The 26,807-nt window shown below is 52.8% G+C and carries 28 protein-coding genes; 18 read left to right on the top strand and 10 right to left on the bottom strand.

Annotation, left to right across the window (positions count from 1 at the left end):
• The first annotated feature begins 6 nt into the window (after positions 1-6).
• From ACSZLD_RS07395 to ACSZLD_RS07385, 3 genes are all read left to right on the top strand, one after another.
• Entirely contained in the window at positions 7-2,523 is a 2,517-nt protein-coding gene (locus tag ACSZLD_RS07395; protein WP_444684766.1) for a penicillin acylase family protein, read from the top strand.
• Entirely contained in the window at positions 2,520-3,146 is a 627-nt protein-coding gene (locus tag ACSZLD_RS07390; protein ID WP_444684765.1) for a pyridoxamine 5'-phosphate oxidase family protein, read from the top strand. Before ACSZLD_RS07395 ends, ACSZLD_RS07390 begins: the two co-directional genes overlap by 4 nt.
• Positions 3,147-3,218: 72 nt before the next feature.
• The gene (locus tag ACSZLD_RS07385; protein ID WP_444684764.1) at positions 3,219-3,968 is read left to right on the top strand and encodes an SDR family oxidoreductase; all 750 of its coding nucleotides are present in this window, start codon (positions 3,219-3,221) and stop codon (positions 3,966-3,968) included.
• A 171-nt stretch (positions 3,969-4,139) separates the two neighbouring features.
• Here the strand turns inward: ACSZLD_RS07385 and hpt are convergent, their stop codons facing one another.
• Complete coding sequence (gene hpt / locus ACSZLD_RS07380) at positions 4,140-4,679, bottom strand: hypoxanthine phosphoribosyltransferase (protein WP_168006615.1); 540 nt, start codon at positions 4,677-4,679, stop codon at positions 4,140-4,142.
• Positions 4,680-4,821: 142 nt separating this feature from the next.
• Here hpt and ACSZLD_RS07375 point away from each other — a divergent pair, with 142 nt between their 5' ends.
• Positions 4,822-5,244 carry a VOC family protein gene (locus tag ACSZLD_RS07375; protein WP_444684763.1) on the top strand — a complete coding sequence of 141 codons (423 nt, stop codon included), beginning with the start codon at positions 4,822-4,824 and terminating at the stop codon, positions 5,242-5,244.
• Positions 5,245-5,258: 14 nt separating this feature from the next.
• A complete protein-coding gene (locus tag ACSZLD_RS07370; protein WP_377908674.1) occupies positions 5,259-6,020 on the top strand; it encodes a 3-oxoacyl-ACP reductase in 762 nt (253 codons plus the stop codon).
• Positions 6,021-6,038: 18 nt separating this feature from the next.
• On the opposite strand, the gene ACSZLD_RS07365 is transcribed toward ACSZLD_RS07370, so the two are convergent.
• Positions 6,039-6,200 (bottom strand): hypothetical protein, encoded by a 162-nt coding sequence (locus tag ACSZLD_RS07365; RefSeq protein WP_377908675.1) that lies wholly within the window; start codon positions 6,198-6,200, stop codon positions 6,039-6,041.
• 84 nt (positions 6,201-6,284) lie between these two features.
• Between ACSZLD_RS07365 and ACSZLD_RS07360 the strand changes: the two genes are divergently transcribed.
• From ACSZLD_RS07360 to ACSZLD_RS07340, 5 genes are read left to right on the top strand one after another with little or no spacing between them, the layout of a single operon-like run.
• Positions 6,285-7,172, top strand: coding sequence for a phosphotransferase family protein (locus ACSZLD_RS07360; RefSeq protein ID WP_444684762.1), 888 nt, complete (start codon positions 6,285-6,287; stop codon positions 7,170-7,172).
• Complete coding sequence (locus tag ACSZLD_RS07355) at positions 7,160-7,762, top strand: NUDIX hydrolase (protein WP_444684761.1); 603 nt, start codon at positions 7,160-7,162, stop codon at positions 7,760-7,762. Before ACSZLD_RS07360 ends, ACSZLD_RS07355 begins: the two co-directional genes overlap by 13 nt.
• Positions 7,763-7,764: 2 nt before the next feature.
• The gene (locus ACSZLD_RS07350) at positions 7,765-8,328 is read left to right on the top strand and encodes a GNAT family N-acetyltransferase (protein WP_377908678.1); all 564 of its coding nucleotides are present in this window, start codon (positions 7,765-7,767) and stop codon (positions 8,326-8,328) included.
• Positions 8,325-8,837: a GNAT family N-acetyltransferase gene (locus ACSZLD_RS07345; RefSeq protein ID WP_444684760.1), complete on the top strand. Its 513-nt coding sequence runs from the start codon at positions 8,325-8,327 to the stop codon at positions 8,835-8,837. The genes ACSZLD_RS07350 and ACSZLD_RS07345 overlap by 4 nt, the downstream gene beginning before the upstream one ends.
• 35 nt (positions 8,838-8,872) lie before the next feature.
• Positions 8,873-9,229, top strand: a complete 357-nt coding sequence (locus tag ACSZLD_RS07340) for a VOC family protein (RefSeq protein WP_444684830.1) — start codon at positions 8,873-8,875, stop codon at positions 9,227-9,229.
• Here the strand turns inward: ACSZLD_RS07340 and ACSZLD_RS07335 are convergent.
• The 3 genes from ACSZLD_RS07335 to ACSZLD_RS07325 all read right to left on the bottom strand — a co-directional run bounded on the left by ACSZLD_RS07335 (position 9,226) and on the right by ACSZLD_RS07325 (position 11,967).
• Positions 9,226-9,852 carry a hypothetical protein gene (locus ACSZLD_RS07335; RefSeq protein ID WP_444684759.1) on the bottom strand — a complete coding sequence of 209 codons (627 nt, stop codon included), beginning with the start codon at positions 9,850-9,852 and terminating at the stop codon, positions 9,226-9,228. The genes ACSZLD_RS07340 and ACSZLD_RS07335 overlap by 4 nt on opposite strands.
• An 815-nt stretch (positions 9,853-10,667) precedes the next feature.
• Complete coding sequence (locus tag ACSZLD_RS07330) at positions 10,668-11,807, bottom strand: S8 family peptidase (RefSeq protein ID WP_444684758.1); 1,140 nt, start codon at positions 11,805-11,807, stop codon at positions 10,668-10,670.
• A gap of 31 nt (positions 11,808-11,838) precedes the next feature.
• Complete coding sequence (locus ACSZLD_RS07325) at positions 11,839-11,967, bottom strand: hypothetical protein (protein ID WP_377908682.1); 129 nt, start codon at positions 11,965-11,967, stop codon at positions 11,839-11,841.
• Between the two features lie 68 nt (positions 11,968-12,035).
• Between ACSZLD_RS07325 and ACSZLD_RS07320 the strand changes: the two genes are divergently transcribed.
• From ACSZLD_RS07320 to ACSZLD_RS07310, 3 genes are all read left to right on the top strand, one after another.
• The gene (locus tag ACSZLD_RS07320) at positions 12,036-12,932 is read left to right on the top strand and encodes a helix-turn-helix domain-containing protein (RefSeq protein WP_444684757.1); all 897 of its coding nucleotides are present in this window, start codon (positions 12,036-12,038) and stop codon (positions 12,930-12,932) included.
• Between the two features lie 375 nt (positions 12,933-13,307).
• Complete coding sequence (locus ACSZLD_RS07315) at positions 13,308-15,608, top strand: glycoside hydrolase family 65 protein (RefSeq protein ID WP_444684829.1); 2,301 nt, start codon at positions 13,308-13,310, stop codon at positions 15,606-15,608.
• Positions 15,609-15,613: 5 nt separating this feature from the next.
• Positions 15,614-16,462, top strand: coding sequence for an aminoglycoside 6-adenylyltransferase (locus ACSZLD_RS07310; protein WP_444684756.1), 849 nt, complete (start codon positions 15,614-15,616; stop codon positions 16,460-16,462).
• A 66-nt stretch (positions 16,463-16,528) separates the two neighbouring features.
• On the opposite strand, the gene ACSZLD_RS07305 is transcribed toward ACSZLD_RS07310, so the two are convergent.
• Genes ACSZLD_RS07305 through ACSZLD_RS07295 form a run of 3 tightly spaced genes read right to left on the bottom strand, consistent with a single transcriptional unit; the run spans position 16,529 to position 19,449 of the window.
• Positions 16,529-17,527 carry a FecCD family ABC transporter permease gene (locus ACSZLD_RS07305; RefSeq protein ID WP_444684755.1) on the bottom strand — a complete coding sequence of 333 codons (999 nt, stop codon included), beginning with the start codon at positions 17,525-17,527 and terminating at the stop codon, positions 16,529-16,531.
• Entirely contained in the window at positions 17,524-18,522 is a 999-nt protein-coding gene (locus ACSZLD_RS07300; RefSeq protein WP_444684754.1) for a FecCD family ABC transporter permease, read from the bottom strand. The genes ACSZLD_RS07305 and ACSZLD_RS07300 overlap by 4 nt, the downstream gene beginning before the upstream one ends.
• 21 nt (positions 18,523-18,543) lie before the next feature.
• Positions 18,544-19,449, bottom strand: a complete 906-nt coding sequence (locus ACSZLD_RS07295; RefSeq protein ID WP_444684753.1) for an iron-hydroxamate ABC transporter substrate-binding protein — start codon at positions 19,447-19,449, stop codon at positions 18,544-18,546.
• A gap of 127 nt (positions 19,450-19,576) precedes the next feature.
• Here ACSZLD_RS07295 and ACSZLD_RS07290 point away from each other — a divergent pair, with 127 nt between their 5' ends.
• On the top strand, positions 19,577-20,599 hold the full coding sequence (locus ACSZLD_RS07290) for an NAD(P)/FAD-dependent oxidoreductase (RefSeq protein ID WP_444684752.1): 1,023 nt from the start codon (positions 19,577-19,579) through the stop codon (positions 20,597-20,599).
• Between the two features lie 257 nt (positions 20,600-20,856).
• Here the strand turns inward: ACSZLD_RS07290 and ACSZLD_RS07285 are convergent, their stop codons facing one another.
• The gene (locus tag ACSZLD_RS07285) at positions 20,857-22,056 is read right to left on the bottom strand and encodes a cation:proton antiporter (RefSeq protein ID WP_444684751.1); all 1,200 of its coding nucleotides are present in this window, start codon (positions 22,054-22,056) and stop codon (positions 20,857-20,859) included.
• A 146-nt stretch (positions 22,057-22,202) separates the two neighbouring features.
• Between ACSZLD_RS07285 and ACSZLD_RS07280 the strand changes: the two genes are divergently transcribed.
• Together ACSZLD_RS07280 and ACSZLD_RS07275 are read left to right on the top strand one after the other, a co-directional pair.
• Positions 22,203-23,207 (top strand): permease, encoded by a 1,005-nt coding sequence (locus ACSZLD_RS07280; RefSeq protein WP_444684750.1) that lies wholly within the window; start codon positions 22,203-22,205, stop codon positions 23,205-23,207.
• A 16-nt stretch (positions 23,208-23,223) separates the two neighbouring features.
• A complete protein-coding gene (locus ACSZLD_RS07275; RefSeq protein WP_444684749.1) occupies positions 23,224-24,102 on the top strand; it encodes a TIGR03943 family putative permease subunit in 879 nt (292 codons plus the stop codon).
• 118 nt (positions 24,103-24,220) lie between these two features.
• Here the strand turns inward: ACSZLD_RS07275 and ACSZLD_RS07270 are convergent, their stop codons facing one another.
• Complete coding sequence (locus ACSZLD_RS07270) at positions 24,221-25,648, bottom strand: sodium/glutamate symporter (RefSeq protein WP_377908692.1); 1,428 nt, start codon at positions 25,646-25,648, stop codon at positions 24,221-24,223.
• Between the two features lie 161 nt (positions 25,649-25,809).
• Here ACSZLD_RS07270 and ACSZLD_RS07265 point away from each other — a divergent pair, with 161 nt between their 5' ends.
• Both ACSZLD_RS07265 and ACSZLD_RS07260 read left to right on the top strand, forming a co-directional pair.
• The gene (locus tag ACSZLD_RS07265; RefSeq protein ID WP_444684748.1) at positions 25,810-25,968 is read left to right on the top strand and encodes a hypothetical protein; all 159 of its coding nucleotides are present in this window, start codon (positions 25,810-25,812) and stop codon (positions 25,966-25,968) included.
• Positions 25,969-26,070: 102 nt separating this feature from the next.
• Positions 26,071-26,805: a hypothetical protein gene (locus ACSZLD_RS07260; protein WP_444684747.1), complete on the top strand. Its 735-nt coding sequence runs from the start codon at positions 26,071-26,073 to the stop codon at positions 26,803-26,805.
• The last annotated feature ends 2 nt before the right edge of the window (positions 26,806-26,807 follow it).

The raw sequence follows: 26,807 nt of genomic DNA, 5'->3' as shown, positions 1-26,807 counted from the left end.
TCAACGATGCAGGACCGAGGCTACATAGAGAAAAAACCATTTTTTCAGCGCCGTTACGTGCGTGTCGGAATTATCATGCTGCTCACGATGTGCAGTTTGCTGCTGGCAGGACTGCTGTTTATCTGGTGGTTTTCAGCCCAGAGCCATCCGAAGCTCGACGGGGAAACGATCGAGGCGCCTCTCACGGCAGAAGTGGAAGTAATCCGGGACAGCCGCGGCGTCGCAAAGATTCAGGCGGACGAGCTGGAAGATTTGTTTTATACGCAAGGATACGTGATGGCTCAGGACAGGCTGTTTCAAATGGACATGACCCGCAGGCTAGCCGGCGGGCGCCTGGCAGAGGTGATCGGCGAGGATGCACTGGAAAGCGATAAGTATTTCCGTTCCTATGGGATGCACCGCGCAGTCGATGGGATCATCGAGCAGTTTGATGAGGAAACGGCCCGGATGGTGGATGCCTTTGCGGCCGGGGTCACAGGTTACATTGATGATGCGTTTGAGGCGGGTGAACAGCCGCTGGAATTTCGCATTCTCGGCTACCGGCCGGATGAATGGACAGCTGAAGATACAGCCATTGCCGTTAAGTACATGGGCTACACGCTTACAGGGAATTTCCGGGATGAGCTGACTCACTATGAACTCGTGCGCCGCTTCGGGGCAGAAGCGGAAGCGATGTTTCCCGACTATGCCGAAGCAGACGAATTTCCGGTGATAGGAGACGGTCTGCCGGAAGCTTCAGAAAGCACGGCTGTCGCAGCCTATGAGGAGCTGACGAAGGAGCAGGCGGGGATCGTGGAGCCGGACCTGGAGGAGCTGTCGGAGCTGCTGCCGGAGCCGTGGAACGGGAGCAACAACTGGGTTATCGGCGGGGAGTGGACGGAATCAGGTGCTCCAATGATCGGGGACGATCCGCACCTGGATCTTGCTGTGCCGAGCGTATGGTATCAGACGCACCTGGAGCTTACCGGCGATTTTCATTCGATTGGCGTGACGGTGCCCGGTATCCCCGGCGTCGTGCTCGGTCATAACGGAGAGGTTGCCTGGGGTGTCACGTCACTGAGCGCGGACTACGAGGATGTGTTTCTGGAACAGGTGAATCCGGAAAATCCGAATGAATACTTATATGACGGTGAATGGGAAGAAGCCGAGCGTCATTATGAGGAAATACACATTGACGATGAACCGGAGCCGTATGTTCACTACGTGGACGAAACGAGAAATGGCCCGGTAATGAACCGGGTGATCGAAGAAGGGCCGTATCAGGCATATTCTTTGCGCTGGAGCGGGCTGGAGCCCGGTGAAGAACTCGACGGCATTCTCCGTGTCAATCGGGCGGAAACCGCTGAAGAATTCGCAGCTGGACTGGAAGGGTTTGTCACTCCGGGGCTTGGCTGGGTTTTTGCAGATACAGACGGTAATTTCGGCTGGCAGGGACAGGCGCTTCTGCCTGTGCGCCAGAACGGTGACGGCATGTTTCCGGTTCCGGGGTGGGATCCGGACTTTCAGTGGGATGGGTTTCTGGAGCCGGATGAACTTCCGGGCGAGATGAACCCGGAGCAGGGCTATGTGATGACGGCAAACCACATGCCGGTTGATGAGGACTTTGACTATGAAATCGGGCGCAGCTACTTTCCCTACCGCGGTCTCCGGCTGGAGGAGATGATTGCCGAACAGCAGGCATCCGGCGATCCATTTACGCTGGAAACGATGCGGGAGATGCAGACCGATGTCGTCAATACGCAGGCAGAAATGCTCGTTCCGCTCATGACAGAAGCGGTCCGTGACTGGGATGTAGAACTGCACGGCGGAACGGATCTGGAAGGGGAGATACTGGGCGAGCTGTCCGATCTAGAGGAAGAGGCACTGGAGCAGCTCGAACGGTGGGATTATCTCGAAGATGTCGACAGCAGCGGAGCGCTCATCTGGCACCTTTGGTACGAAGGGCTGCCGCAAACGTTGTTTGAGCGCTATCTGCAGGTTGAGGTGACGAATCACGTATCGAGACACCGGGTCATAGCCGATGCTGCGGAAACGGATGTCGTTTTTGCGTATCTCGATGAGCGGTATCAAGTCCCTTTTGCCAAAGCCGCTCGGGAAACGTTTTTTGAAGCCGTCCAGCAGGCGGAGGAGCTGCAGGGCGGCAGTGCCTCAACCTGGCGTTGGGGAGATTGGCACCAGGTGGAAATTGCGCATCCGCTCGGAGCGGTCTGGCCGTTAAATCATCTGCTGAACGTAAACGGCGGGGAGATGGGCGGAAGCGGATTTACGCCGGGAGCGTCAAGCTTTGATGAGGAAACCGGGATCGCCAATCACGGTGCGGGCTGGCGGTTTATCGGAGATTTAGCCTCCACAGACCGGTTTTACGACGTGAACATTCCAGGACAGTCCGGTCAGTGGCGCTCGCCGCACTATGAAGATCAGATGACCATTTGGACGGAAGGAGAATTTGAAGAGATGATTTACAATAAAGAAGAGGCAGAAGACATGAACCGGGTGCGGTTCGTGCCGGAGGGCGCATCATGACGGACTGGAAAGACATGATCACCTCAGAGGCTGCGCTGCGGGAAAAGCTGGGAGCCCCGAGTGAACTTGCCGTTAAAAAAGAAATTCAGCTGATTGACCATCATGCGGCTTCGTTTATCGCGCGCTCCCCATTTCTGGTCATGGCAACGGCGGACGCGTCAGGGAGGTGCCAGGCTTCACCGCGCGGCGATCAGCCCGGCTTTGTCCGCGTGCTGGACGATCAGCGGCTCGTCATTCCGGAGCGGCCGGGTAATAAACGATTCGACTCTCTCCTTAATCTGATCGAAAATCCGCACGTCGGACTGGAATTTTTCATCCCGGGGATGGGTGAAACGCTCCGCGTCAATGGGACAGCCGTATTAACAGAAGAGGAAGACCTGCTAGCAAGCATGGCGGTGAAGGAAAAGAAGCCGTGGCTTGCGATCGGGGTGACAGTGGAGAGCTGTTTCGTCCATTGTGCCAAGGCGTTGAGGCGTTCTGAGCTTTGGAAGCCGGACACGTGGCCGAAGGTCGAAAGCCTGCCGCGTGCTGCAGAAATGATGAAGGCACACGCCGCTTCCGAGCAGTCGGAAGCAGAGCTTGAAGAACGTCTTCAGACCGGATACCGGGAGCGGCTGTACTAAGCCGCGTTTTTAATCAGACAATTGCGGGTAGACAAACCGTGCACGCAAAAATGACGAAAAGGTGGTTCTACCATGTCTGATATGAACGGAAAAACGATTGTTATCACCGGCGCAAGCAGCGGAATCGGAGAAGCAACAGCTGCAAAGTTTGCAGACGAAGGAGCGAACGTCGTGCTTGCTGCGCGTCGAAAAGAACGGCTTGAAGAGCTTCAGAACAGCCTGCAGGACAAGCCAGGTAAAGTAGAGATCAAGCAGACGGATGTGACGTCAAAGGATGAAGTCCACGAGCTGATCCAGTTTACGGTCGACACGTTCGGCGGCGTCGATGTGCTTTTCAACAACGCCGGCTTGATGCCGCTCAGCTTCATGGAAAAAGGCAAGGTCGATGAGTGGGAAAAGATGGTCGACGTTAACATTAAGGGCGTATTGTATGGTATTCACGCTGTGCTGCCGCATATGCAGGAGCAGAACAGCGGACACATTATTACAACGTCCTCGATTGCGGGCCATGAAATCATGCCTTCCGGAGCCGTTTACTGCGGCACGAAGTTTGCAGCACGCGTGATCATGGAAGGTCTCGGCAAAGAGCTCGCCGGCACTGATATCCGTACGACATCCATTTCACCAGGCGTTGTCGATACGGAGCTGACAGAAACGATCACAGACGAAGACGTGCTGGAAATGTTCGAAAAGAATTTCGGCAAAGGCAAAATGACGCCGCTTGACAGCAAGGACATCGCTGAAGCTGTCTATTACACGGTTCAGCAGCCTAAAAACGTCGATGTGAACGAAATTATTGTCCGCCCGAACAATCAGGGCTGATAACAGTAAACGAGAAAGAAGCGGCCGCGCGCCGCTTCTTTTTTGTGCAGGCACAGTAAGACCGGCACCGTTCCTCGGTCGCTGCACAGAAACAGCTTCACGCCTTTGCACGGCTTTCCGGATCGAATGATCAGCAAAGAAGCCGCCCCCTGAGGACGGCTTACGCATCGCTTATTCAGCTGTCTGACGTACGCTTGCGATATACGGAAGGTTGCGGAACTGCTGGGCGTAATCAATGCCATAGCCGACGATAAATTCATCGGGAATCACGAAGCCGACGTAATCGATCGGCAGTTCCACGCGGCGGCGCTCCGGTTTGTCGAGCAGCGTGCAGACAGCCATCTTTTTGGGACGGTGCATGCGCAGGTGATCGACGAGAAAATCAAGCGTCAAGCCGCTGTCGACGATGTCTTCCACGACGACGACGTTTTCGCCGGTGATGTTGCTGTCGAGATCCTTTAACAGCTTGACCTTGCCGGTCGTTTCTGTCTGATTGCCGTAGCTGGAAACCGAGATAAAGTCGACCTGAACATTGACCGTTGACTTAAACGCCCGCATCAGATCAGCTGCAAAGACGAACGAGCCTTTCAATACTGCAATCAACGTGACGGGCTCATCGTGAAAATCCTTCTGAATCTCATCCGCAAGCTCCTGAACACGTCGTTGAATCGTTTCCTCGGAAAGCATCGTATCATGGATTTCGTATGCCATAACGTCTCCCTCTTTTCACATAAATATCGAGAAGAATATCCCTACGTATCATAACGCCGCAAGCTGAAAATGTAAAACGCCTGCAGGAAAATAGAGGAATCCTTGAATCAGAATCGAATAAAAGAGCGGAGGAGGGATTTACGTGAACAGCATTCATCTCATTACGCTTGGGTGCAGCAGCCTGAAGCGTTCGCTTGCCTTTTACCGGGACGGGCTCGGCATGCAAACGAGCGGCAGCCCGGAGGACGGGATTATCTTTTTTCAAAACGCAGGCACCCGGCTTGCTTTGTTTCCAAAAGACCAGCTTGCTGAAGATATTGGCGCAGCACCTTCTGAAGGGTTTACCGGCATGACGCTTGCCTACAACACAAAATCGGAACAGGAAGTGCGGGACGTGCTGCAAGCTGCTCACAACGCTGGCGGAACGATCGTTAAAGAGGCGCAGCGCGTCTATTGGGGAGGGTACAGCGGCTATTTCCGCGACCCGGACGGCTATTATTGGGAAGCCGCCTATTCAGAAGACTGGAAATTTAACGATCACGACATGCTCATTATAAACGAATAAGGGGAGAAGCAGATATGAATATTCGGGACCAGGTTGTTCTGATCACCGGTGCAGGGCGCGGACTCGGTGCCGCATGCGCCAAGGCATTTGCAGCCGAGGGAGCGCGGGTAATCATTAATTATTATCAAAGCCAGGAAAAAGCAGAGGCGCTGGCCCGTGAAATTGGGGAACCGGCAGTGGCGCTTCAGGCCGATGTCAGAAAGAAAGAAGAACTAGCGCGTCTCGTTCAGGAAGGAGAGCGTCATTTTGGAGCGCCGGTGTCCACCGCCGTTCATAATGCGCTCGTCGATTTCCGGTTTGACCCGGAGGCGCAGGAGGATCTGGAGCACGTCTCTTGGGAATCGTTTGAAACACAGATGGAGGGAAGTGTGAAGGGGGCGTTAAACGTCGTGCAAGCCGTGCTTCCGTCGATGAAGAAGCAGGAATTCGGCCGCCTCATCATGATCGGCACGAACCTCGTTCAACATCCGGTCGTTCCGTACCATGAATATACGTCCGGAAAGGCGGCGCTGCTCGGCTTTACCCGCAATGCAGCGAAGGAGCTCGGTCCGTCCGGCATCACCGTCAATATGGTATCAGGCGGCCTGCTGGAAAAGACGGATGCGAGCAGCGTAACGACACCGGAGGTATTCGATATCATTCGGCAGACGACGCCGCTTCAGCGGGTAACGACACCAGAGGAAATGGCGGATGCCGTGCTGTTTTTCAGCTCGCCGTGGTCGCGGGCAGTGACCGGCCAGAACTTGGTCGTTGACGGCGGACTTGTTATGCATTAATCAGTCGGGGCGCCGCGGTTAACGCTTCGGATAGCCGCGGCGCTCCGCGTACGGTACACATTGAAAGCAGACATGGATCGGTCTGCCTGATTCATCTTCATAGCGCTGTGCTTCGCTGGAAGCTTTGCCGCAGAACTCGCAGCGTCGTCCTCCAAACAGGGAGCGGAGTTTTCGAAACATGCGTATCGCCTCCTTCGTAAAGACAGTGTACATAACGAGAGGCCTGGATGTCTTCTAACATGCACAGCTTCAAGGAGAAAGAGTATGGACTTATTTGCAGGCAAACGAGTAAAGCAGTTAAAAGGATTTTCGCAACATCCGTGCTACTTGGCAGAGGACGGGACAGGAAGGTCGGTCATAAAACGGTTTCCGCTTGCAGAGCAGGCAAAGCGTCGGGAACAGCTCCGTGTGATGGAGCGGCTGTTTATGAAGGGGCTGCCTGTGCAGGAAGTAATGTGTGTGCAGGAAGAGGCCCCGTATCTCTGGGTGCAGCTGAGCTGGATCGAAGGAGAAGATCTGCGAAGCTGCAAAGCGTCGAAGACAGAAGCAGACATGTACAGACTGGGCCGAGAAGCAGGCGCTCTGCTGCGGAAGCTTCATGACGTAAAAGCGCCTGCAGAAAAAATCGGCTGGGCCGATCGTGCGTGGGAAAAGCACCTCCGCTACGAAGCGGTGTGTAAAGAGAAAAAGCTGACGTTTTCGGGAATACATGAGGTCTCAGAATGGGTGAAACGGCACCGGCATTGGATGAATCGTGTGCCGGAGCGGCTGCAGCACGATGATTTTCATCTTGGAAATCTTCTCGTATCCGGCGGCCGGCTGACGGGTGTAATTGATTTTGACAATATGGATTGGGGCGACCCTTATCACGATTTTGTCAAAACAGCGCTCTTTCAGCTCGATGACAGCAGAGCCTTTGCCTGCGGACAGATTCACGGGTACTTTCACGATCAGGTACCGTCTGCTTTTTGGGAACGGTACAGCTTATATACTGCGATGGTGCTGTTCTCGTCGCTTGCCTGGGGTCAGATGTTTGCTCCGAAAGAAGAGGAGATGACGAGACGACGAATCGACCGGGCTTTACGCGATCATCATCACTTTAAGCAATTAAAGCCGGCATGGTATGAGGAGGAAGATGTGTGGAGCACGTAACTACTTTCACAAGGGACTACGAGAAAAGAGGCACGATGAGCCGGGATGAGGTGCACCGCGAAGGAGAATGGCACGAAACGTTTCAGTGCTGGGTCACGTTTGATGACGAGGAAGACCGCTATGTGGTGCTTCAGCTTCGAAGCAGCGTAAAGCGTGACTTCCCCGCGCTCTATGATATTACAGCTGCCGGTCACCTGACGGCGGGTGAACAGGCGGCAGACGGTGTCAGAGAAATGGAGGAGGAAATCGGTCTGCAGGTGACGATGGCGGACCTGCGTCCGCTCGGGCGACTGCAAGACGAGATTGAAATCGGTGCTTTTTTAGATCGGGAGCACTGCCACGTGTTCCAGCTGCATACCGATCGCGATGTCGTCAACCGGCTTCAGTTTCGCGATGGCGAAGCCGACGGGGCCTGCAGCGTGAAGCTGGAGGAGTTTCAGGAGCTTATTGCGGGTGTGCGTTCTGCCTGCAGCGGGATTTCGGACACAGGCAGGCGACTCGTACTGGCCAAGGAGGACCTTGTGCCGCACAGCAGCCAATACTGGGAGCAAGTAATGCCGGCGTTAAAAGAGGTTAACGAGGAGGAGTAGAGATGGAGGATATATTACGAACGGTGCCGGAGCAGTTTGAAACAGAGCGGCTGATTATCCGTATGCCGATGCCGGGCGACGGCCAAGCCGTCTGGGAAGCGAAGCAGGCGACTCGTTCGTCACTAGCAGAATGGCTGCCGTTTATCCCGCTGGATGACACGGTGGAAGAAACAGAAGCTGAGCTGCGCAGGGCAGCACTCCGCTACTTAGAACGAAGCGATTTCCGGCTGTTTTTGTTCCGTAAAACAGATGGCGCCTACGTCGGCTCAAGCGGACTGCACAGGGTGGACTGGACCGTCCCGAAAGTGGAAATCGGCTACTGGGTGGATGCGCGCTACAGCGGACAGGGGTACATAACAGAGGCGGTTGCCGGGGTCGCGCGCTTCGCTGAATGTGAAATGGGTGCGCGCCGGATTGAAATTCGCTGCGACACGAAAAATGAAAAAAGCAGGGCGGTGGCGGAGCGGCTCGGTTTTACGCTGGAAGGAATCTTGCGTCAGGATACGCGCTATGAACGCGGAGGTCTGCGCGATACGTGTATTTTTGCAAAGGTGGTGACGGAATGATGAACGTCGAACGGCTGGAGGAATGGGATGCGGCAGCTTATTTTCAGCTTCGCCTGCAGGCGCTTCAGATGCACCCCGAGGCATTTGCGACAAGCCTGGATGAGGAAGCGAAGCACGGGGTAGAGAAATTTAAGAAACGATTTCAGGAAAGCAAAGCCTGGACCTACGGCGCCTTCGACGGAGAAAGACTGTGCGGCGTGATTACACTGTTCCCGCAGCAGCTGAAGAAGGTGCAGCATCGGGCAGAGATAACCGCCTTTTTCGTCCATCCGTCTATGCGAAGGCACGGCATCGGACGCAGGCTGCTGGAGGCGGTCTGGGAAGCGGCCGAGGATGACGCCTACATTGAGCAGCTGAACCTGTACGTCACTGCTCAGAATCACGCTGCTATTTCGCTGTATGAGGAATTTGGTTTTTCGGTGACCGGCAGAGAAGTGGAAGCACTTTTTGTAGACGGCGTGTATTATGATGAGCTGCGCATGACGGCGAAGCTGGAGGAATCGCTGTGAACCCGCAGGATCATCTGGAGCTGTAGGTCAGCCGGCTGGATGAATCCGAGGCTTACTGGGGTTGGCTGCTGCAGGAGCTTGGATTTACCCCGTTTCAGCATTGGGAAGAAGGGAGAAGCTGGCGCCATGGCGACTTTTATCTCGTCATCGTGCAGACGGAGGAGCGATTTCAGGACGTTCCGTATCATCGCTGCCGCACCGGGTTGAATCATCTCGCCTTCCGGGTGCCGACGAAAGCCGACGTTGACCGGCTGACGCAGGAGGTCAAAAAAAGAGGGATGCCGATCCTGTACGAGGACCGGCATCCGTTTGCAGGCGGACCGGATCACTATGCGCTTTACACGGAGGACCCAGACCGGATGAAAGTGGAAATTACAGCGGAAGAAGCTTAGTGAGGCAGCTCTAACGCCCGTTTCCGCCAGCGCTCAAAAACGACTCCGAATACCAGCAGGAACGCTAGAAAAACAGCGCCGTAAACGAGGCTGAACAGGAGCTCGCCGGTGCCGATTAAAAAGAAAAGACCGAAATGAACGGGAACCGCGGCAAGCAAAGCGGCATACACCCAGCGCATTTGTTTCACAACGGAGAGCAGGTAGGCGTTTGGTTGTCTGCGAAAATAGAACATGAATAGAAGCAGGCCGATGACAAGGGCCGTCAGCCAGAACGCATAGCGGCCCGGATCGTTCCAGGATCCATACATAATCGGCCACTGCAGGAAAAAGAGCGGGACGAGCACCCCCTGGGAAAGCAGCGGAGCAAGGCCGAGGTTTCGGGGCTGAAACTGCTCGTCGTACCGTTCCTGCTCGGATTCATTCCATTCCGCAGCAAGCTCAGAAGGAGGCGGAAACTGACGCACGGCCAGCTTCTCCGCCTGAACGCTGTCCTCGCCGTGCTCGATAAGCCCGGACTTTACTTCCTCTAAATCCTCACGCACCTGCCGAAGAACCGGTTTTTTCTGCCGGTCCGTAAACATATAGAGCTTTCCGGAAAACGCCCGCAGATAGTCTTCAATCATCTTTCTTCCTCCCGTTTCTAACGCGATCTCTTCTGCAGTCTGCAGCTAATCAAGCCCGCCTTCTGTTTAATAAATTCCCTCAAAAAGTACGGTATATGGTAATCGTATTCCAATTTTAGGGCGGGTGTCAACTCGTCTTCTCCCTTCAGCGTACGTGAGAAGCTGAGGAGCAAGGAAAATGTTCAACTTTTTCCGCGAAAGCGTTAACCTCGTCTGGCAAATGTTCAACTTTCGCCCGCAAAGCATTAACCTTGCTGCGAAAGTGTTCACGAGCATCAACTTAGAACTGTTATAACGAAGAAAACGTTAACTGGCGGAGGAAAACATTCAACTTTCACGGGCAAACGTTCAACTTTTCGAAGGCGAGAGTTAAGGTCAGCTTTCCGAGGGAAGAAAGTTGTTACGGATGTGCGCAAACTTATTATTTGGAGCATCAAACATTTCAATCTCGGTTCTGAACTTATGATTTCCAGGCTGAAACTTGACTTTGTTATCAACTGGCGTTCTTGATAACGAAAATCTTATCACGATCGTGCCGGAAGTTTTCATTCTGGATGTTCAAGTTATCATTTCACCGCTGCGTACTCATATCCGGCGCCTGCAAAAAAGACCGGCACGAAAACGTCGAAAGCTGAACTTAAAGCAGGCGTAACCCCTGCAAAAGACGCTGCCTCTCCGTATAAGCCCGATCCTTCCCCCGCCATAGTCGTTCCCGCACAAAAAAAGGGCCGTCCCGGACAGGGGGACGGCCTCTCAAGAAAGGGGGAGAGGGGTGTTACTTACTTACTTACTTACTTACTTACTTACTTACTTACTTACTGATTGATGGCGTCGACAGACTGAATCAGACCATTTCCGTAGTCACGCTGGGCGCCGAGCGGTTCTGCTGTGTCGTTCAGCAGCTGGCGTAGCTGGACGTTGGAAAGGTGCGGTTTAGCCTGCCAAACCTGGGCAGCGACACCCGCGACGTGCGGTGCTGCCATAGACGTACCGTTCAGGGCATCGTAGCCGTTTCCAGGCACGGTGCTGAGCACGTTTACACCTGGAGCTGAAATTTCAACGGCTGGTCCGGCGCTGGAGAAGGAAGCTGTGTTGTTGTTCTCATCCACAGCGGCGACAGCCATCGCGGACTCATACTGGGCCGGGAATCCGACTGTGTCAAAGAAGCCCATCCCTTTACCGTCGTTACCTGCTGCAGCGACGACAAGGATACCTTCGTCGTAAGCAAGATCCGTAAAGTTCTCAAGCACGGAGGAGCCGGAAGAACCGCCGAGACTCATGTTGATGATGTCCATGTCGTTTTCAATCGACCACTCAATGCCGCGTGCGATGCCGTCGAGGGAACCGCTGCCTTCATTGCTGAGTACTTTGACTGCGTACAGATCTGCATCCGGTGCGACACCGAGAACGCCGAGATCGTTGTCAACAGCTGCAACGGTTCCGGCTACGTGCGTTCCGTGGCCGTTTCCGTCAGAAAATGGATTGGAGTTAGCGGAATCACTGAAGACGGAAAAGCCGCCCTGGACGTTAGCTGCCAGATCCTCGTGGTTAATGTCGATCCCTGTATCCAGAATCGCTACATCCATGCCGTCTCCGCGGAAACCGAGCTCCTGCGCCTGCACACCCTGTACGCTTTCAATGCCGTAAGGGATATCCTGCAGCGTTGTTACTTCTGCGTTCTCATCAAGCGCCGCGACGTGCGGGTGATCCTCGAGCGCTTCTGCCTGGCTGTCTGTCAGTTCAACGAGGTTAACCGGGAGGTAATCATATTCGTAAAGCACATCCTCGTCTTCTACGCCGAAAGCGTTCATTAAGCCCGCTTCCGCCGGTCCGTCGAACTGGATCAGGTACTCCTCTTTATCGCCTTCCGTTTCCACTTCAGCCGTTTCAGCACCAGCCGTGAACGGAATTAAAAGCAATGCAGCAGTAAATCCTCCAAAAGCAGCTTTCTTCATCCAATCATCCTTTCATCAAATAGTAGGAATTTTAGTCTTCATATGGCAGGTCCATCGGCTCGACTGAATCTTCGTAAGGCAGATCAGCCGCTGTGAGAGAGCCTGAGACGGCACCTCCGGCAAACGTGACAATGAGTGCTGCCATGAGCAGGTATTTCATGATTCGTTCACCTCCTTTAAAAAGTACGGTATAGTGAAAAGACCAAGTCCAGAAACAGGTGATGCATAATGAACAGTCAGATGCTCGGGTCAACCATCGCTGCGATCCGCAAAGAAAAAGGAATGTCACAAAAGCAGCTTGCCGACGGAATTTGTACCCAGGGTGCCATTTCCCAAATCGAGAAGGGCGATATGATCCCGAAAATTGATACACTTTACTACCTGGCCCTTCGTCTTGATACACCGCTGACGCTCTTTATCGATGTCTTCATCGAACCTGACTTCGAAGCGCGCGATCAGGTCGTCAGTCAAATTGAAGCGGCTGCCCGTGAACGGAAGCACGAAGAGATTTACGAGCTTATTGAGAAGCTGCGTGCAGAGAGTGCAATTGAAGATGCTTCTCTCGACTGCTATCTCACCTGGTTTCACACCGTCTCCAGCTACTACACTGGGCGGATTGATACGCGGGAAGCGATCCACCGGCTGCGCTACTTGCTTGAAGAAGGAGACGATACGGAAATTCGCCGCCACCATCTTCACCTGCGTATCATGAACACCCTCGCGTACCTTCATGCGTTTGAAGGACGTCCGCTGCAGACGATTTACTATCAGGATCGGATTTTAACCACTCGAGTCCGGACAAAATCGGCAGCTAACGAGCTGGACTATGATGCTTTTCTGATCCGCGTCATGTACAACAAAGCGAAAACGCTGTATGACATGGGTGAGATCGATCAGGCACAGCAGGTGATCAGCCGTGCCATAGAACGTTCGATTGAGCAGGAAAACATGTCGATGCTCGGTCAGCTTTATTACTACCGGGGCCAGTGTCTCGAGCGCACAGCACCGGGAGAGAAGACCGAAATCGAAGAAGCCTACCAGCGGGCGCTGCTGTTTTTTGAAATCTTAAATAAGCGCCAGTATACAAAGCTGGTATGGGAGCAGAAGGCGCAGTACCTTGTGTAAGCTGCTTCTGCCTCTACGCTAAATTCAGAATACTTGCAACAGTAGGAATTATCAATGCTGTTCGGGCAACGAAATATTAGTGTACTAATATCCAGATCATGGGGAGGAGGGACTTTCATTGATCAGATGCTTCTAAAACAACCGGCACAGCCGAAAACAACCTTTATTAACCGTTTTGGGACTTTTATCAATAGCAGAAAGAGCAACGTCTGTCTTGCATGCAGGTATATGAAGCGCTTTCTTTAAATTGAAAAACATGGTAAACTGCTTGTATAGTCAAAAACGGCTTTTCTTTTTTATTTCGGGATGCAAACGATTGCACAATCAAACAGCGCTGCAAAAGCCGTTTTATCCGTGAAGGGAGATGCATATATGATGAAGCCTTATGTAAAGCAGGATCCATGGTCCATAATTGAAGAGGGATTTGATCCGCAGAAGCAGGAAATATCCGAGAGCTTGTTCAGTATCGGCAACGGCCATACCGGTCAGCGTGCAAATTTCGAGGAAACTTACAGCGGCTCTTCCTTGCAGGGCAGCTACATGGCAGGCGTCTACTATCCGGACAAAACGCGCGTCGGCTGGTGGAAAAACGGCTATCCGGAATACTTTGCAAAAGTATTGAATGCGACGAACTGGATCGGCTTGAAGCTGATCATTGACGGAACAGAGCTTGATCTGGCAAAAGTTGAGGTGACCGATTTCCGCCGAGAACTGAACATGAAGGAAGGCTTCCTGAAGCGGACGTTTACAGCAAAACTCAGTCCGGAAAAACGCGTTCATATTAAGGCTGTCCGCTTTGTGAGCATGGCGCGCAAGGAAATTGGCGCGTTGTCCTATGAGCTGACACCGGAAGGATTCAGCGGGCAGCTGGAGCTGGAATCGTATCTCGACGGCGACATTAAAAATACTGATGCCAACTACGATGAGAAGTTCTGGGATCCGGTGAACCAGTCTGTGAACGGCATGCGCGCCTCTGTTACCGTGAAGACAAAGAAGCTTGATTTTCACTACTGCACGGTGAAGGAAACAGAAATCCACCAGAACGGCAGCTACACCCCGATCGAATCGACACCTGTCCTCCGCGATAAATACGCGGGTGTCCGGGCAGATATCGCGTTGAAAGACGGGGAAGCAACGACGATTTACAAGTATACCGCACACGTGACGAACCGCGATCATGCGAAGGAAGCGCTGCAGGCGAAAGCGGAGCAGGCGCTGGAGGCTGCGCTTCAGGCCGGCTTTAAGCAGCTTCAGAAAGAGCAGGCAGAGGCGTGGGAAACCAAATGGCTCGACAGCGATATTGTGATAGAAGGAGACACGGCAGCGCAGCAGGGCATCCGGTTTAATATCTTCCAGCTGAATCAGACGTATACCGGCGAAGATGCAAGGCTCAATATTGGACCAAAGGGCTTTACCGGCGAAAAGTACGGTGGCAGCACCTACTGGGATACAGAAGCCTACTGCTTGCCGTTTTACTTGGCGACGGCTGATTCCCGCATCGCCCGCAATCTGCTCGTCTATCGCTGGAATCAGCTCGGAAAAGCGAAAGAAAACGCAGCGAAGCTTGGTTTTACAAAGGGTGCCCTTTATCCGATGGTCACGATGAACGGGGAAGAGTCCCATAATGAATGGGAAATTACGTTTGAAGAGATCCACCGCAATGGGGCGATCGCTTATGCGGTTTATCAATATACGGACTATACGGGGGACACCTCTTATATAGAAGAAGCGGGAATCGAGGTTCTCGTGGAGATTTCCCGATTCTGGGAGGATCGCGTGCTGTACAACAAACGGCGCGGGGCATACATGATGCTTGGGGTTACCGGTCCGAACGAGTATGAAAACAACGTGAATAACAACTGGTATACGAACCGGATTGCCGCCTGGACCCTTTCCTGCACGCTTGACACGCTTACTGCGTGGAAAGAGAAACAGCCGGAGCTGTTCACAACATGGCAGAAGCAGCTGGGTATAACCGATGACGAATTGACTAAGTGGGGCGACATCCGCTCCAATATGTATGAACCGTATGATGAGGAAACGGGCGTGTTTTTGCAGCAGGACGGGTTTCTCGATAAAGAGCTGATGGCTGTCAGCGAGCTGGAGGAAAAGCATCTTCCGCTTAATCAGAACTGGTCGTGGGACCGGATTCTTCGCTCCTGTTTTATTAAGCAAGCTGACGTTCTGCAGGGGCTGCACTTTTTAAATCACGAGTATGATGACGAAACGAAGCGCCGCAATTTTGATTTTTATGAGCCGATGACGGTGCATGAATCATCGCTTTCCCCGTGTGTGCACGCGGTGCTCGCCTGTGAACTCGGCTACGAGGCAAAAGCGTACGACATGTATCTGCGGACGGCGCGGCTCGATCTCGATAATTACAACAACGATACGGAAGACGGCTGTCATATTACAAGCATGGCCGGCACGTGGATGGCAGTGGTACAAGGCTTCGGTGGTATGAGAGTCCGTAATGGAGAGCTGCACCTGAATCCTGTTCTGCCGGAAAACTGGGACGGCTATTCATTTAAAATCGTCTTTGGAGGCGCCCGCCTGTTGATTCGGGTAGCGAAAAGCGGGATCACAGTCATCAATGAAACAAATCAGAGCGTGGAGCTGTCGGTCAACGGCAGCCGGATCACCGCTTCTGCCAATCAGGAAGTGAAGTCGGGCTGACGGCGGTGCGGACGAATACTGAGATGCTCAAGCTGATACTGGAAATGGCTGAAACGATGGAGACGGTGCGGGCGGTGACGCTCCACGGCTCCAGAGTTTCCGGAGCCCCAGAAGACGAGTGGATGGACTATGACGTCGCCTATTACGTCACAGAGGTGGAAGATTTGCAGCGGGATAGAGCCTGGCTTGCGCCTTTTGGAGAACGATTGATCATGCAGCGGCCCGAGCTTTCCACGCTGGCTGAACCGCACGGACTCGGCTGGTTCCCGATTCTCATGCAGTTCGCCGACGGCAGACGCATTGATCTGACGCTCGTTCCGGTCAAGCTGGCAGAGAACTACCTGCAGCAGGGTGAGCCGGGCAGGATGCTTCTCGATAAAGACGGACTGCTGCAAAGGTTGTCACTGCAGCAGGAGCCTGGATTTGCGGTAGTTCTGCCGACAGCAGCTGAATATGCCGACTGCTGCAATGAATTCTGGTGGGTGTCTCCCTATGTCGTCAAAGGGCTGGCAAGAGGGCAGCTGCTCTATGCGTTGGAACACGTATCGATACTCCGAAAAGAATATCGGCGGATGATCAGCTGGAAGGCAGCTGCAGAAGCGAACGGACCGGTTTATGCCGGAAAGCAGGGAGACGACCTGGAAGCGATCGTACCGGAAGCAGAGTGGCAGATGCTTCAACGAACGTATATACGAGCAGATCGAGCGGAAATTGCCGGGCTTCTTCCCGAGATCTGGCAGGCTTTTTCCTCGGCAGCCAGTGAAACAGCAAGCTTGCTCGGGTTCTCATTTCAGACAGAAGACCGTCTGCAAAACTGGCTCCAAGAGCGGCTGCAGGATCATCAGGACAAATGAAAAGCGGTGCCGTTGATCTGCCCAAGATCCTCGGCACCGCTTTTCTGATATGAAACCATAGGGCTTTCACGTCCGGGCGCGGAGCAGCAAATAAACAAAATAAGGCGCACCGATTAAGGCGACGACGACACCGGCAGGAATCCCGTCCGTTACCGGCACTGTGCGGCCGATCGTATCCGCCAAAACGAGCAGAAAAGCGCCGATAATCATGGCGAGCGGAATCGTCCGCCGGTAATCGGCCCCGGAAAAGGAACGGGCAATATGCGGCGCCATTAAGCCGACAAACGCGATACCGCCGGTAACGGAAACAGCAGCGGCTGCAAGCGCCACGGCACAAAGGATAAGCAGAATCTGTGTCCGCTTCAGAGCAACGCCAAGCCCCGCCGCTGCCTGTTCACCAAGGCCGATCACGTTAAGCGACCTGCTGCCGAAAAGCACAAGCGGAACGAGCAGCAACAGCCACGGAGCAAGTGCCGCAACGAACGGCCAGTCGGTTCCCCAGACGCCGCCGGCAAGCCAGCGGGCAATGAAGTCCACCTTCATGCGATCGGTGCCAGAAATGAGCACGATCATGAAGCCGGACAGTGCTAAGGAAAATCCGACGCCGATTAATACGAAGGAAGTCGGCTCCAGGCCGGTACCTTTTTGATAGGCAGCTGCATAAATACAGGCGGCTGTGAGCAACGCACCCGAGAAAGCGACGAGAGGTAGCAGGTAAATAAAGCTGCCGGCACTGATCGGAAAGAACAGGAAAAAGACAGCGACAGCCGTGCCCGCTCCGGCATTGATGCCGATGATGCCGGGGTCTGCCAGATCATTTCTCGTCAATCCCTGCAGCACTGCACCGGAAACGGCAAGCGCTGCACCTGCCAGAAGCGTGACCAAAATCCGCGGGAGACGGATGTCAAAAAGCAAAAACGACTCGGTTTCGGTTCCGAATCCGAAGAGCACCGGAATCATTCTCGAAAGCGGAAGCGATGCCTGACCGAGAGCAGCGGAGCCGGCGGCGGTGAAAAGGAGTAATAGAATGCTGACGATGAGCGCGCGACGATAACGAGGTGTCATGTTCGGCCTCCTTTCCGGACGAGCCATAAAAAGAAGGGAAGACCGACGATCGAGGTCAATGCCGCCACCGGTGTTTCATAAGGCGCGTTAATCGTTCTCCCAAGCGTATCGGCAACCAATAAAAAGGCAGCTCCGACGAGCATTGAGAGGGGCAGAATCAGCCGGTAATCGGTGCCAGCCACTTGCCGGACGATATGCGGGATCATCAGACCGATAAATGCCATATTTCCAACAAGCGCCACTGCTGAACCAGCCAGAACAATCACGACGAGAAAAAAAGCCGCTTTGATCAGCTCTGTTCGCTGGCCGAGACCGACGGCTGTTTCTTCATTGAGGCTGAGTACGGTCAGCTGCCTCGATAGTAAAAGCGCTATCGCAAGCCCGGATAAAATGAGCGGCGCCACGACCTGGATCTGCGTCCAGTTCGTGCCAATCAATCCGCCGGCCGTCCACATGGAAACTTCCTGTGAAATACGAAAGAGCAGGCCAAGCCCTTCTGCCGCTGCTGCAAAAAAGGCGGTAACAGCAGCTCCAGCGAGGACGATTCGAAATGGCGAAACCGGGCCCCGGGCGGCACGGCTGATCCCGAAGACAATCGCTGCGGCTATAGCTGCACCGATCATCCCCGCAATCATTGTGCCGAAATAGGTTGTCGTAAAAAAAGCAATGGATACAGCGAGTGCCAAATTCGCTCCTGCTGTCAGGCCGAGAAGTCCTGGGTCGGCAAGCGGATTACGCGTCATCCCCTGAAGAATCGCACCGGAAGCAGCGAGCGCGGCTCCTGTCAGCGCCGCTGCCGTTTCACGCGGCAGCCGCATGCTCCGGATAATATCACGGTTTTCCCCGCCTTCCGCCGTAAAAAGAGCCCGGATCACATCTGCCGGGCCGATCTCTGCAGCACCAAGAAACAAGGACATAAAAAAACAGGCTGCCAGCAGAAAAAAACCGGCCGGCAGCAGAACAGCAGGAGGAAGGGCACGTTTCATAGCAGGCATGCCGTTCGTCCTTCCCGTAGTTTAGTTGAGAAACTCTTCTTCAAATACGTCCAGCTGGTAGTCCAGTGTCAGCGGATCGTTAAAGTAGAAAGACATGGCATCTACTTCGATGACGTGCCCGTTTTCGACAGCAGGAATGTTTTGATAGGTTTCCGTTTCTGTAAACGAGTTGTCGGTATCTGCTACTTTACTGAAGATCATGTAGTCACCAGCGAATTCCGGCAGCACCTCAGCAGACAGAGCGTAGTACCCTTCGTCCAGTGCCTCTTCCTCTACTCGTTCCGGCATGGCAAGCTCCATCTCCTGATAAAGAATTTCGGTACCGCGGCCCCAGTTATCGCCGAAAACATACAGCTGTTTATCGAAGTTTTCGAAAACGGAAATCGTCGCGTCTTCGCCAATTTCAGCTTTGATGTCGTCCCCGAGTGCAGAAGCTTCCGCCTGGAAGTTTTCCACCCATGAGACGGCTTCCTCTTCTTTATTTAACAGCTTGCCGATCTCGACGTGCTGCTCAAGATAATCCACTTTGCCGTATTCGTATGTGACCACTGGCGCAATTTCTTCCAGCTGGCTGATGTTATTCATATTATCAAGACCGATGATCAAGTCCGGGTCCAGCTCAATCAGCTGCTCGATATTTTCATCGGAAATGGCTTCTACACCTTCCAGTTCTTCTGCGAACTGCGGGTTATCCATACTCCAGGAGTCAACGCCGACAAGCGGCACATCCAGTGCCATAACGTTACCGGCAAACGTAGACAGCACAGCGACTCGCTGTGGATTTTCAGGAACTTCGACAGGTCCGTTTTGAGATTCGTATGTAAACGTCCCTCCGCTGTTCTCATTCGATGCTCCTGCATCGTCTCCAGAACCACAGGCAGTCAGTGCAAGCATCGAAGCAGGCAGCAGCAACAGTGCTTTTTTCATCATTCATACGCCCTTTCACAATATATATTGAAAATGATTCTCAATTTCAGTACAATGATTATCATAGTGCGAATGAGAATCGTTGTCAATAAAAGTTTTTACATAAGTGAATACAGGAGGCGCAACTATGAAGGATGTAACCATTATCGGCGGAGGTCCGGCGGGGCTTTATGCCGCTTTTTACAGCGGATTAAGAGGTATGAGTGTGAGGTTGATTGAAGCACAGACGCAGCTGGGAGGTAAAGTGCGGCTCTATCCGGAAAAAATCATTTGGGATGCAGGCGGAATGCCTCCTGTTAGCGGAGAAGATTTTTGTGCCGGGTTGATTCGGCAGGGGAGAACATTTGCTCCGGAGGTTCATCTCGAAACAATTGTAGCGGATATTAAACAAACAGCTGATGGCTTCCAGGTACTTACCGAAGATGGAAACTCGTTTAAATCATCATCGGTGATTGTCGCTGCAGGCGGAGGCATTATTACTCCGCAGCGTCTGGAAGTGGAAGGGGCGGAACGATTTGATATGACGAACCTGCATTATACGGCACAGGGGCTTGAAACGTTCCGGAACAAAACGGTTCTCATTTCCGGAGGCGGCAATACAGCGGTTGACTGGGCGAACGAACTGGAAGGAATTGCGACAAACGTCATGTTAAGCTGCCGCAGTGCGCTGAAAGGACATGAAGCAGTCGTCGAAAAAGTCATGTGCTCCACGGTCGACTGTATGCTGCAAACGTCGATTCAGCGGCTGATTGCCGATGAGAGCGGTACGAGAATCAAACAGGTGGAGCTGCAGTGCGGCCTGGATGCAGGCAGAATTGTTGATGTGGATCACGTCCTTGTGAACCACGGCTATGAGCGGGAGCTGGCCTTTTTGAACGGCACGAGTCTTGCGCTCGAGATGGAAGACCAGCGGATCACCGCCGCCGCGAACGGTGCGACGAGCGTACCCGGCCTGTTTGCCGCTGGCGACGTAGCGGTTCATCCAGGTAAAATCAACTTGCTTGCCGGGGCTTTCCATGACGCAGCCAACGCGGTGAATGCAGCGAAAACGTTTATCGATCCGGAAGCGGCAGCCTCCGGCATGGTCTCGTCTCATCACAGTGGTTTTGCAAAACGGAATGAGGCGTTAAAAAAAGCAGGGCAGGTGTAGCTGAAAGCAGGCTGGGAAGGCAGGGGCACGCTGGAAGCTATCCGTTGAAAGAAAACGCGGCTCGACGGAAATCGACTGAACGTCGCTCGAAAGGAACGTTATGCCGCTGAAATAAATGCAGCGTCAGGCTGACTAGGCGAAAAAAGGCTTTATCAGGAGGAATAAATATGCTTGCAGATGGACGTTGTTAACAGTTCAAAACGGGCCGGACAATACTGCCGGCTCGTTTTTTGCGTGATAAAGCAGCGGATGACCGATCAAGAGCGGCCGAGAAAGCGGATGAATCTGGCTGCTGGATGAATCGCGAGGCTTTGAAGCAGCAGGGATAAAAAGACGACGCTGAAGGCAACCGCCGCAATAAGCTCTGCCTGATCAGCCGCAGACTCCTGGATCGTCAGGATTAAATAAACGGATACCGCTCCCTTGACACCGGAAATACTGACGAGAAATCGTTCGGAAAACGTTGGGTTATGAATCGACGGCGTCGCACGCATGATCAGCTCGACAACGATCCAGCGAAGCACGACCATAAAAAGAAAGAAAAGAATGATGACGTGCCAGTAGCTGTTCCAGAGAGACGGACCGGCAGCGATACCGATCAGCAGGAACAACAGCGATAAAATGGAGAGCTCAATGATTTCCCAGAAGCCATCAAGTGATTCCCGCAAATGGCTTTCACGGCTGCTTGCTTTGATCCGGTGCGAAAGAAAGAGTCCGGCAGTAACGACTGCGAGAACTCCGGACGCGTGCACCGCCTCTGCAGCAATAAACGAAGCGTAAGCGATTATAATGCTGAGCATAATCTGATAGCTGCGCTCGTGCGTGTAGTGAAGCGCGAGACTGAACAGCCAGCCAAAGGCAGCTCCGATCGCCGTGCCGCCGAGCGAGGTAACGAGAAGCTGACTAGTCCCCTCCAGAAATGTAGGCGGGCTTTGCACATACCAGCTGAAAACGAGCGAGAACACAACGATACTCGTTCCATCATTGATCATCGACTCGCCCTCGACGACGCTTGTTACGAGCTCATCGTCTAAATCTGAAGAGAGAATTTCAATCACAGAAACCGGATCCGTCGGAATAAGAACAGCTGCAATGAGCAGCGCTGCGATAAATGAGATCGTCATGAACGGAAGCGACACGGCGAAAAAAGCAGCAGCCGTAAGAAAGACCGCGGCTACAATTCCGGCGGTGCTCAGCAGCAGAATAAAACGGCGGTAGCGGAAAAACTGCTGAACGGGAAACCGATAGGCCCCGACAAATAAAAGGGCGGGAAGCAAAATGTGATAAATGAATGAGGCGGTGATTGGCACCTCGGAATAAAACGGAAGAAAGGAAAGCAGGAGCCCAATCAGGACGAGTACAGGCGGAGCCGGGAACGCCTGCTTGTTTCGGTCAAGTGTATAGACGAGATAGCCAATCATCAGCAAGCTTACAAACAGCGCGACATCCTCCAGCATCATTCTACCTCCCCTCTCAGTTTCATTCCTATACCCTATTCTGCACCTCTCCCACCGTCAGAAATGCTGGTGAAATTTCGTATAAAGGGGTGAGATTTAGCCTTACTCGTTGTACACTGATAAAAGAAGTCGCGAAGGAGATTGTTATGGTGAACCAACCCCGAATCCGGCCAGACATACTGGGCGGTGCTGTTTTGCTGTTTATACTTATATTATTTTTATTTCAGGATGTACTGACGCTCGAAACCGCGCCCTCTGCGTGGATCAATGTCAACACGATCTTTCTCGGTATTGTCATTGAAGCAGCGCCGTTTCTTTTGATCGGTGTACTGCTTTCCTCCATGATCCACCTGTACGTTACCCCCGAACAGATCGCACGCTGGATGCCCGGCAAGGGAATTAAAACCCTTGTTCCCGCAGCGCTTGTCGGCACTATTCTCCCGCTGTGTGAATGCGCGATCGTCCCTGTCGTCAGGCGGCTGATTAAAAAAGGGGTCCCCTTTCAGGCAGGGATGGTCTTTCTCGTTGCCGCCCCTATACTGAATCCAGTCGTCCTGGCATCGACCTTTTTTGCGTTCCGCAATCAGCTGGAGATCGTCTATGTCCGCTTCGGTCTTGCATTCGTGCTGTCCCTTGTCATTGGATTGATTTTATATCTTGTATTTAAAAATAAAGGCCCGGTGATCCGCACCAGGCCGGGGGAAGTGCATGTGCATCATCACCACGAGCATGGTCGTGGAATGGCAGCGCGGCTGAAGGAAATCTGCTCTCACGCAGCCGAAGAATTTTTTATGATGGGAAAGTATCTGCTGATCGGTGCTTTTATTGCCGCGCTCTTCCAGACGTTTCTCGACAGATCGGTGCTGCTCAGCGTCGGATCTGATGAAATAGCCTCTGTAGCGGTGATGATGGCATTTGCCTACATTTTATCGCTCTGTTCGGAAGCAGATGCGTTTGTAGCATCATCATTTGGAAATCAGTTTACACCGGCATCGATTTCAGCCTTCCTGCTCTACGGCCCGATGCTTGATCTGAAAAATACGATCATGCTGTTTGCTTTTTTCCGCACGAAATTTGTCATTGTGTTTATCATTAACGTTACTGCCGCTGTTTTTGCAGGCGTTCTGCTGACGTTTGCGGTCATCGGCTGATAAGGAGGGGAAATTATTGTCCTATGCCTTTTTACGAGGTGTCATTCTGATGGGATTCGGCCTGCTGATACTCGGGTTGATTCTGTCAGGCGGCATCGTCTATTACATTGCACCGATTATGATGCCGTTCATTTATTTCGGCATGGTCACGTTTTTTATTCTTGGAGCGGTGCAGCTGTTTCAGGATAAACAGGATGATCATCCGCAGCCGTGGCCGGTGTATATGCTGTTTCTCATACCGCTTACAGCGGGATTCATTCTGCCGGAACGCGGGCTGGACAGCTCCGTAGCTGAAAATCGGGGCGTGCAGTATGGGGCGGCAGCACATGGCCCGGGACTGGCTGCGGAGGAGTCTGAATCCGATACCCCGCGTGCTGACTCCTATCTTGATGATCCGGACGGGTATATGGAAGCGCTCGGCGGAACGGAAGGTGAAGAGGAAGCCGAAGAGCACGCTCCGCTAGATTATGAAGATGAAGAATGGTTTGAAGGCTATTATGAAGAATTGTTTGATACGTACGAAGGGGCAGATGAAATTGCCGTAGACGAGGATACGTTTATCGATGTTCTTACCCTGCTGGATCTGTATACCGATTCATTTGAAGGCGCAGAAGTAGAGGTGTATGGATTCGCGTTTCGCGAGCCGGATTTTGATGAGAACAGGCTCGTGGCGGCACGATTCGGTATGACCTGCTGTGTAGCGGATGCAGGTGTCTACGGCCTTATTATCGATTCTGAAGAAGCGGCTGACTTCGGCGATGACGCGTGGTTCCAGGCACGAGGAACGATTCGTGCCGGCACTTACAACGGTCAGGAAGTAGCCATCCTGAAAGATGCAGAGCTTGAGCCGATCGAGCAGCCCGACAGCCCATATGTGTATCCAGGCTACCAGTAAATTCAACTGTTTTATGAAGAGGGAGCTGCGGTCAAAAACAGAGCCAACGTTAAACATAAAAAAAACAGGCACGGCCAGAGGGGTTCAGACCTTTGGCCGTGCCTGTTTGATTAGTAAATTATCCAGTCGAATCAGCTGTCTTCTTACGCCCGAAGTAGAGGATGCCGAACAGAAGCCAGAAGAGCGTCATTGCGGCAGAACCGATTAAAAACGGGATGGCTCCGAATTGGAAGATGAGCGGCATCGCCGCAGCGGTTACCAGTCCTCCACCGACGAACGGTTCGAACAGCACCTGCTTATAGCCGAACCCTTCCAGCGCCGGGGTTTCGTTATTCGGATCGGCTACTTTCATGAGAAGCAGGCCGGTAGCGGCAATACCGGTTGCCTGGCCAAAGTCACCAAGTCCCCGTTCAAACCAGTAGCTCGGGATCATCTTCGGAGCGAGGTAAAGGAACGCGAGTACGTTCCACACAACACCTACAATAGCGAGACCGAGGAAAGCAGCCAAGTTATCGCCGATGACCGCAATGGAAATGGTGGCGAGCGCACTGACGATCAAAATATCCAAAGAAAGACCGCTGACCCGGTTTATCGTTTTGCGGTCGATCAGCTGGAAGCGGTCAAACTTCTGAGAGAACGCCTGCACGATAATGCCGCCTACCATGGCGAGCGGGAAGAGCGGCACGTACTCGAATAAATAAACATCGGTTGCCTGTCCATACGTCACGTCCTCCAGCCAGACGAGAGCCTCCAGCAGCACCCAGCCGACGCCGATCGCGAGTCCAACGTAGGCGATATGAACGGAAAACGGATCAATCGATTCCGGACGTGTTGTCATATCGGCACTGGCATCACGGTTGTCAAGGTCTACAATGCCCGTCTTCCCTTTATCGGAAAAGGACTGCTTACCACCGACAAATTTCGCCTTTCCGGTTCTCGCCCCTATGTTAATTAGGATAATACCGATAATGACCCCGCTTAAAATACCGATTGTCGCAAGTCCAATCGACAAATCGTACCCTTCAGAGAATCCGAGCTCGTTAAACGTTTCTCCGAGGCCGGCTGCAGTACCGTGTCCTCCAACAAAGCTGATTTCAATCAGGGCGCCTGCAAGCGGATTCGTCCCGAATAATGGAGCTAGTACAAGCAGAACAAGGACGATTCCGATCACGTACTGACCCCATGAAACCATCTGCCCCATTGCTACCTGGGGACCGCCGACAATCCAAACTTTCTGAAGATCAGGCAGCCGGGTTCCTAAAAACAAGGAAGCGAATACAATGTTAATAAACAGCCCGGGCAGCTCTGCCCAAACATCGATCATAAAAGCAGGGAACATTCCGCCTGCAAAAACCGATTCCGGTGCAAACTGGGAAACGAGGCTGCCCAGTACTTCCGGTCCAAGAAGGAGCGCGAGCGCTCCCGCGATGATGGAAGAAGGGAGAAACAGCTGCTGCAGTTTGACTGAATAAACCCGAATCCATTTGCCGATGATAAGAAGCATTCCAATAATAATAAAGCTGAAGCCTATTTCATTAGGGCTCATGGCAGGCACTTCCTTTCCATATTATGTAGTCCTTCACTTGGCTATACCCGTGATGTGGGAAAATAGATATGGGAAAATGTGAAATATTTAGCAGGTTGTCATATGCAGCTAGATGATACCTTGATAAAAACGGGTACAGGTACGTAGGAGGTGCTGCCGCTATGCTTGTGTATAGAATTGGATGGATTGCGTCTCTGCTGGCAGCTGCAGCTGGATTCGCAGGGTCAGCGTTCCGGGAGGACGGACTGCTGCTGACATTAGGTGTAGCCATGCTGTTTTGTGCAGCGATATTGTTTTTTCTGGATCGAAAGGGGTTATAGAATCTTTTAGAGTTTTATAGTGTAGTTTGACATGAAAAGCCTGCCGAATCGGGTAGTGTGCAGGATGAATGACTAATACAGACAAAAAGGGTGAGTCAAAACATGAAAAAATCAATTGCATTGACAGGTGCGGTTACAGCGTCGCTTGTACTGGCTGCTTGCGGCAACGCAGAAAATAATGGTGCGGAAAACGAGGGTGCAGACAACAATGCCCCGGAAAACAACGCAGCGGAAGAGAATAACGCAGAAGAAAATGACGAAGCGGATGATGTTAACAACGCTGATGATAACGACGAAGAAGCGGAGGACGGCGGTGACATTGAAGATCTTGCTTCCGAATACGATATTGATGTGACGGTCGGTGAAGGGGACGGCGGTGCAGAAGCTTCTATGGAAGAACTGGAAGAATACTTTGCGGCAGTCGCTGCTGCAAGGGACGCAGACATGCTGCCGAAAGACGAGTCACCGGATGAAGGAGAAGGAGAAGAATCCGGCACAGCTGAAGGACATTATCTGATCCCAGGTGCAGAAGAGTCGGATATGCGTGTGCTGCTTTCATTCTCTTATGAGCTCGAAGGCGACCTGGAAGATGAAAGCCGCTTCCCATCGTTCGGAGACGTATCTGATTCTGACATAAGCGTAGATGGATCTGATGTTCTCAGCTGGAACGCTGATTCCGTTGAAGAGGAAATTGTGTCAGCCGGAACAGGAGCTGAGTTCCAGACAGCTGGTGCATGGCACATCGAGGCAGAGGTCGATGGCCAGCACGTAGAAGCGGAGGAAGAGGACGAATTTATCCTCGAATTCAGCACCGGCACACTTGTCGGAATCGAATAATA

Origin of the sequence: Alkalicoccus luteus, from assembly GCF_052061695.1 — a bacterium.
In the GTDB taxonomy this organism is placed as follows: Bacteria; Bacillota; Bacilli; order Bacillales; family Salisediminibacteriaceae; genus Alkalicoccus; species Alkalicoccus luteus.
Note: the sequence above shows the minus strand (reverse complement) of the source record. Positions and strands in the feature narration are given on the sequence as shown.

Coding starts and splice junctions, on each gene's coding strand:
- ACSZLD_RS07270 (WP_377908692.1), bottom strand. CDS start 25,648: ATGAGCCCTAATGAAATAGGCTTCAGCTTTATTATTATTGGAATGCTT.
- ACSZLD_RS07315 (WP_444684829.1), top strand. CDS start 13,308: ATGAAGCCTTATGTAAAGCAGGATCCATGGTCCATAATTGAAGAGGGA.
- ACSZLD_RS07320 (WP_444684757.1), top strand. CDS start 12,036: ATGAACAGTCAGATGCTCGGGTCAACCATCGCTGCGATCCGCAAAGAA.
- ACSZLD_RS07390 (WP_444684765.1), top strand. CDS start 2,520: ATGACGGACTGGAAAGACATGATCACCTCAGAGGCTGCGCTGCGGGAA.
- ACSZLD_RS07295 (WP_444684753.1), bottom strand. CDS start 19,449: ATGAAAAAAGCACTGTTGCTGCTGCCTGCTTCGATGCTTGCACTGACT.
- ACSZLD_RS07360 (WP_444684762.1), top strand. CDS start 6,285: ATGGACTTATTTGCAGGCAAACGAGTAAAGCAGTTAAAAGGATTTTCG.
- ACSZLD_RS07300 (WP_444684754.1), bottom strand. CDS start 18,522: ATGCCTGCTATGAAACGTGCCCTTCCTCCTGCTGTTCTGCTGCCGGCC.
- ACSZLD_RS07260 (WP_444684747.1), top strand. CDS start 26,071: ATGAAAAAATCAATTGCATTGACAGGTGCGGTTACAGCGTCGCTTGTA.
- ACSZLD_RS07285 (WP_444684751.1), bottom strand. CDS start 22,056: ATGCTGGAGGATGTCGCGCTGTTTGTAAGCTTGCTGATGATTGGCTAT.
- ACSZLD_RS07345 (WP_444684760.1), top strand. CDS start 8,325: ATGATGAACGTCGAACGGCTGGAGGAATGGGATGCGGCAGCTTATTTT.
- ACSZLD_RS07290 (WP_444684752.1), top strand. CDS start 19,577: ATGAAGGATGTAACCATTATCGGCGGAGGTCCGGCGGGGCTTTATGCC.
- ACSZLD_RS07305 (WP_444684755.1), bottom strand. CDS start 17,527: ATGACACCTCGTTATCGTCGCGCGCTCATCGTCAGCATTCTATTACTC.
- ACSZLD_RS07335 (WP_444684759.1), bottom strand. CDS start 9,852: ATGATTGAAGACTATCTGCGGGCGTTTTCCGGAAAGCTCTATATGTTT.
- ACSZLD_RS07365 (WP_377908675.1), bottom strand. CDS start 6,200: ATGTTTCGAAAACTCCGCTCCCTGTTTGGAGGACGACGCTGCGAGTTC.
- ACSZLD_RS07330 (WP_444684758.1), bottom strand. CDS start 11,807: ATGAAGAAAGCTGCTTTTGGAGGATTTACTGCTGCATTGCTTTTAATT.
- ACSZLD_RS07350 (WP_377908678.1), top strand. CDS start 7,765: ATGGAGGATATATTACGAACGGTGCCGGAGCAGTTTGAAACAGAGCGG.
- ACSZLD_RS07265 (WP_444684748.1), top strand. CDS start 25,810: ATGCTTGTGTATAGAATTGGATGGATTGCGTCTCTGCTGGCAGCTGCA.
- ACSZLD_RS07370 (WP_377908674.1), top strand. CDS start 5,259: ATGAATATTCGGGACCAGGTTGTTCTGATCACCGGTGCAGGGCGCGGA.
- ACSZLD_RS07280 (WP_444684750.1), top strand. CDS start 22,203: ATGGTGAACCAACCCCGAATCCGGCCAGACATACTGGGCGGTGCTGTT.
- ACSZLD_RS07395 (WP_444684766.1), top strand. CDS start 7: ATGCAGGACCGAGGCTACATAGAGAAAAAACCATTTTTTCAGCGCCGT.
- ACSZLD_RS07385 (WP_444684764.1), top strand. CDS start 3,219: ATGTCTGATATGAACGGAAAAACGATTGTTATCACCGGCGCAAGCAGC.
- hpt (WP_168006615.1), bottom strand. CDS start 4,679: ATGGCATACGAAATCCATGATACGATGCTTTCCGAGGAAACGATTCAA.
- ACSZLD_RS07325 (WP_377908682.1), bottom strand. CDS start 11,967: ATGAAATACCTGCTCATGGCAGCACTCATTGTCACGTTTGCCGGAGGT.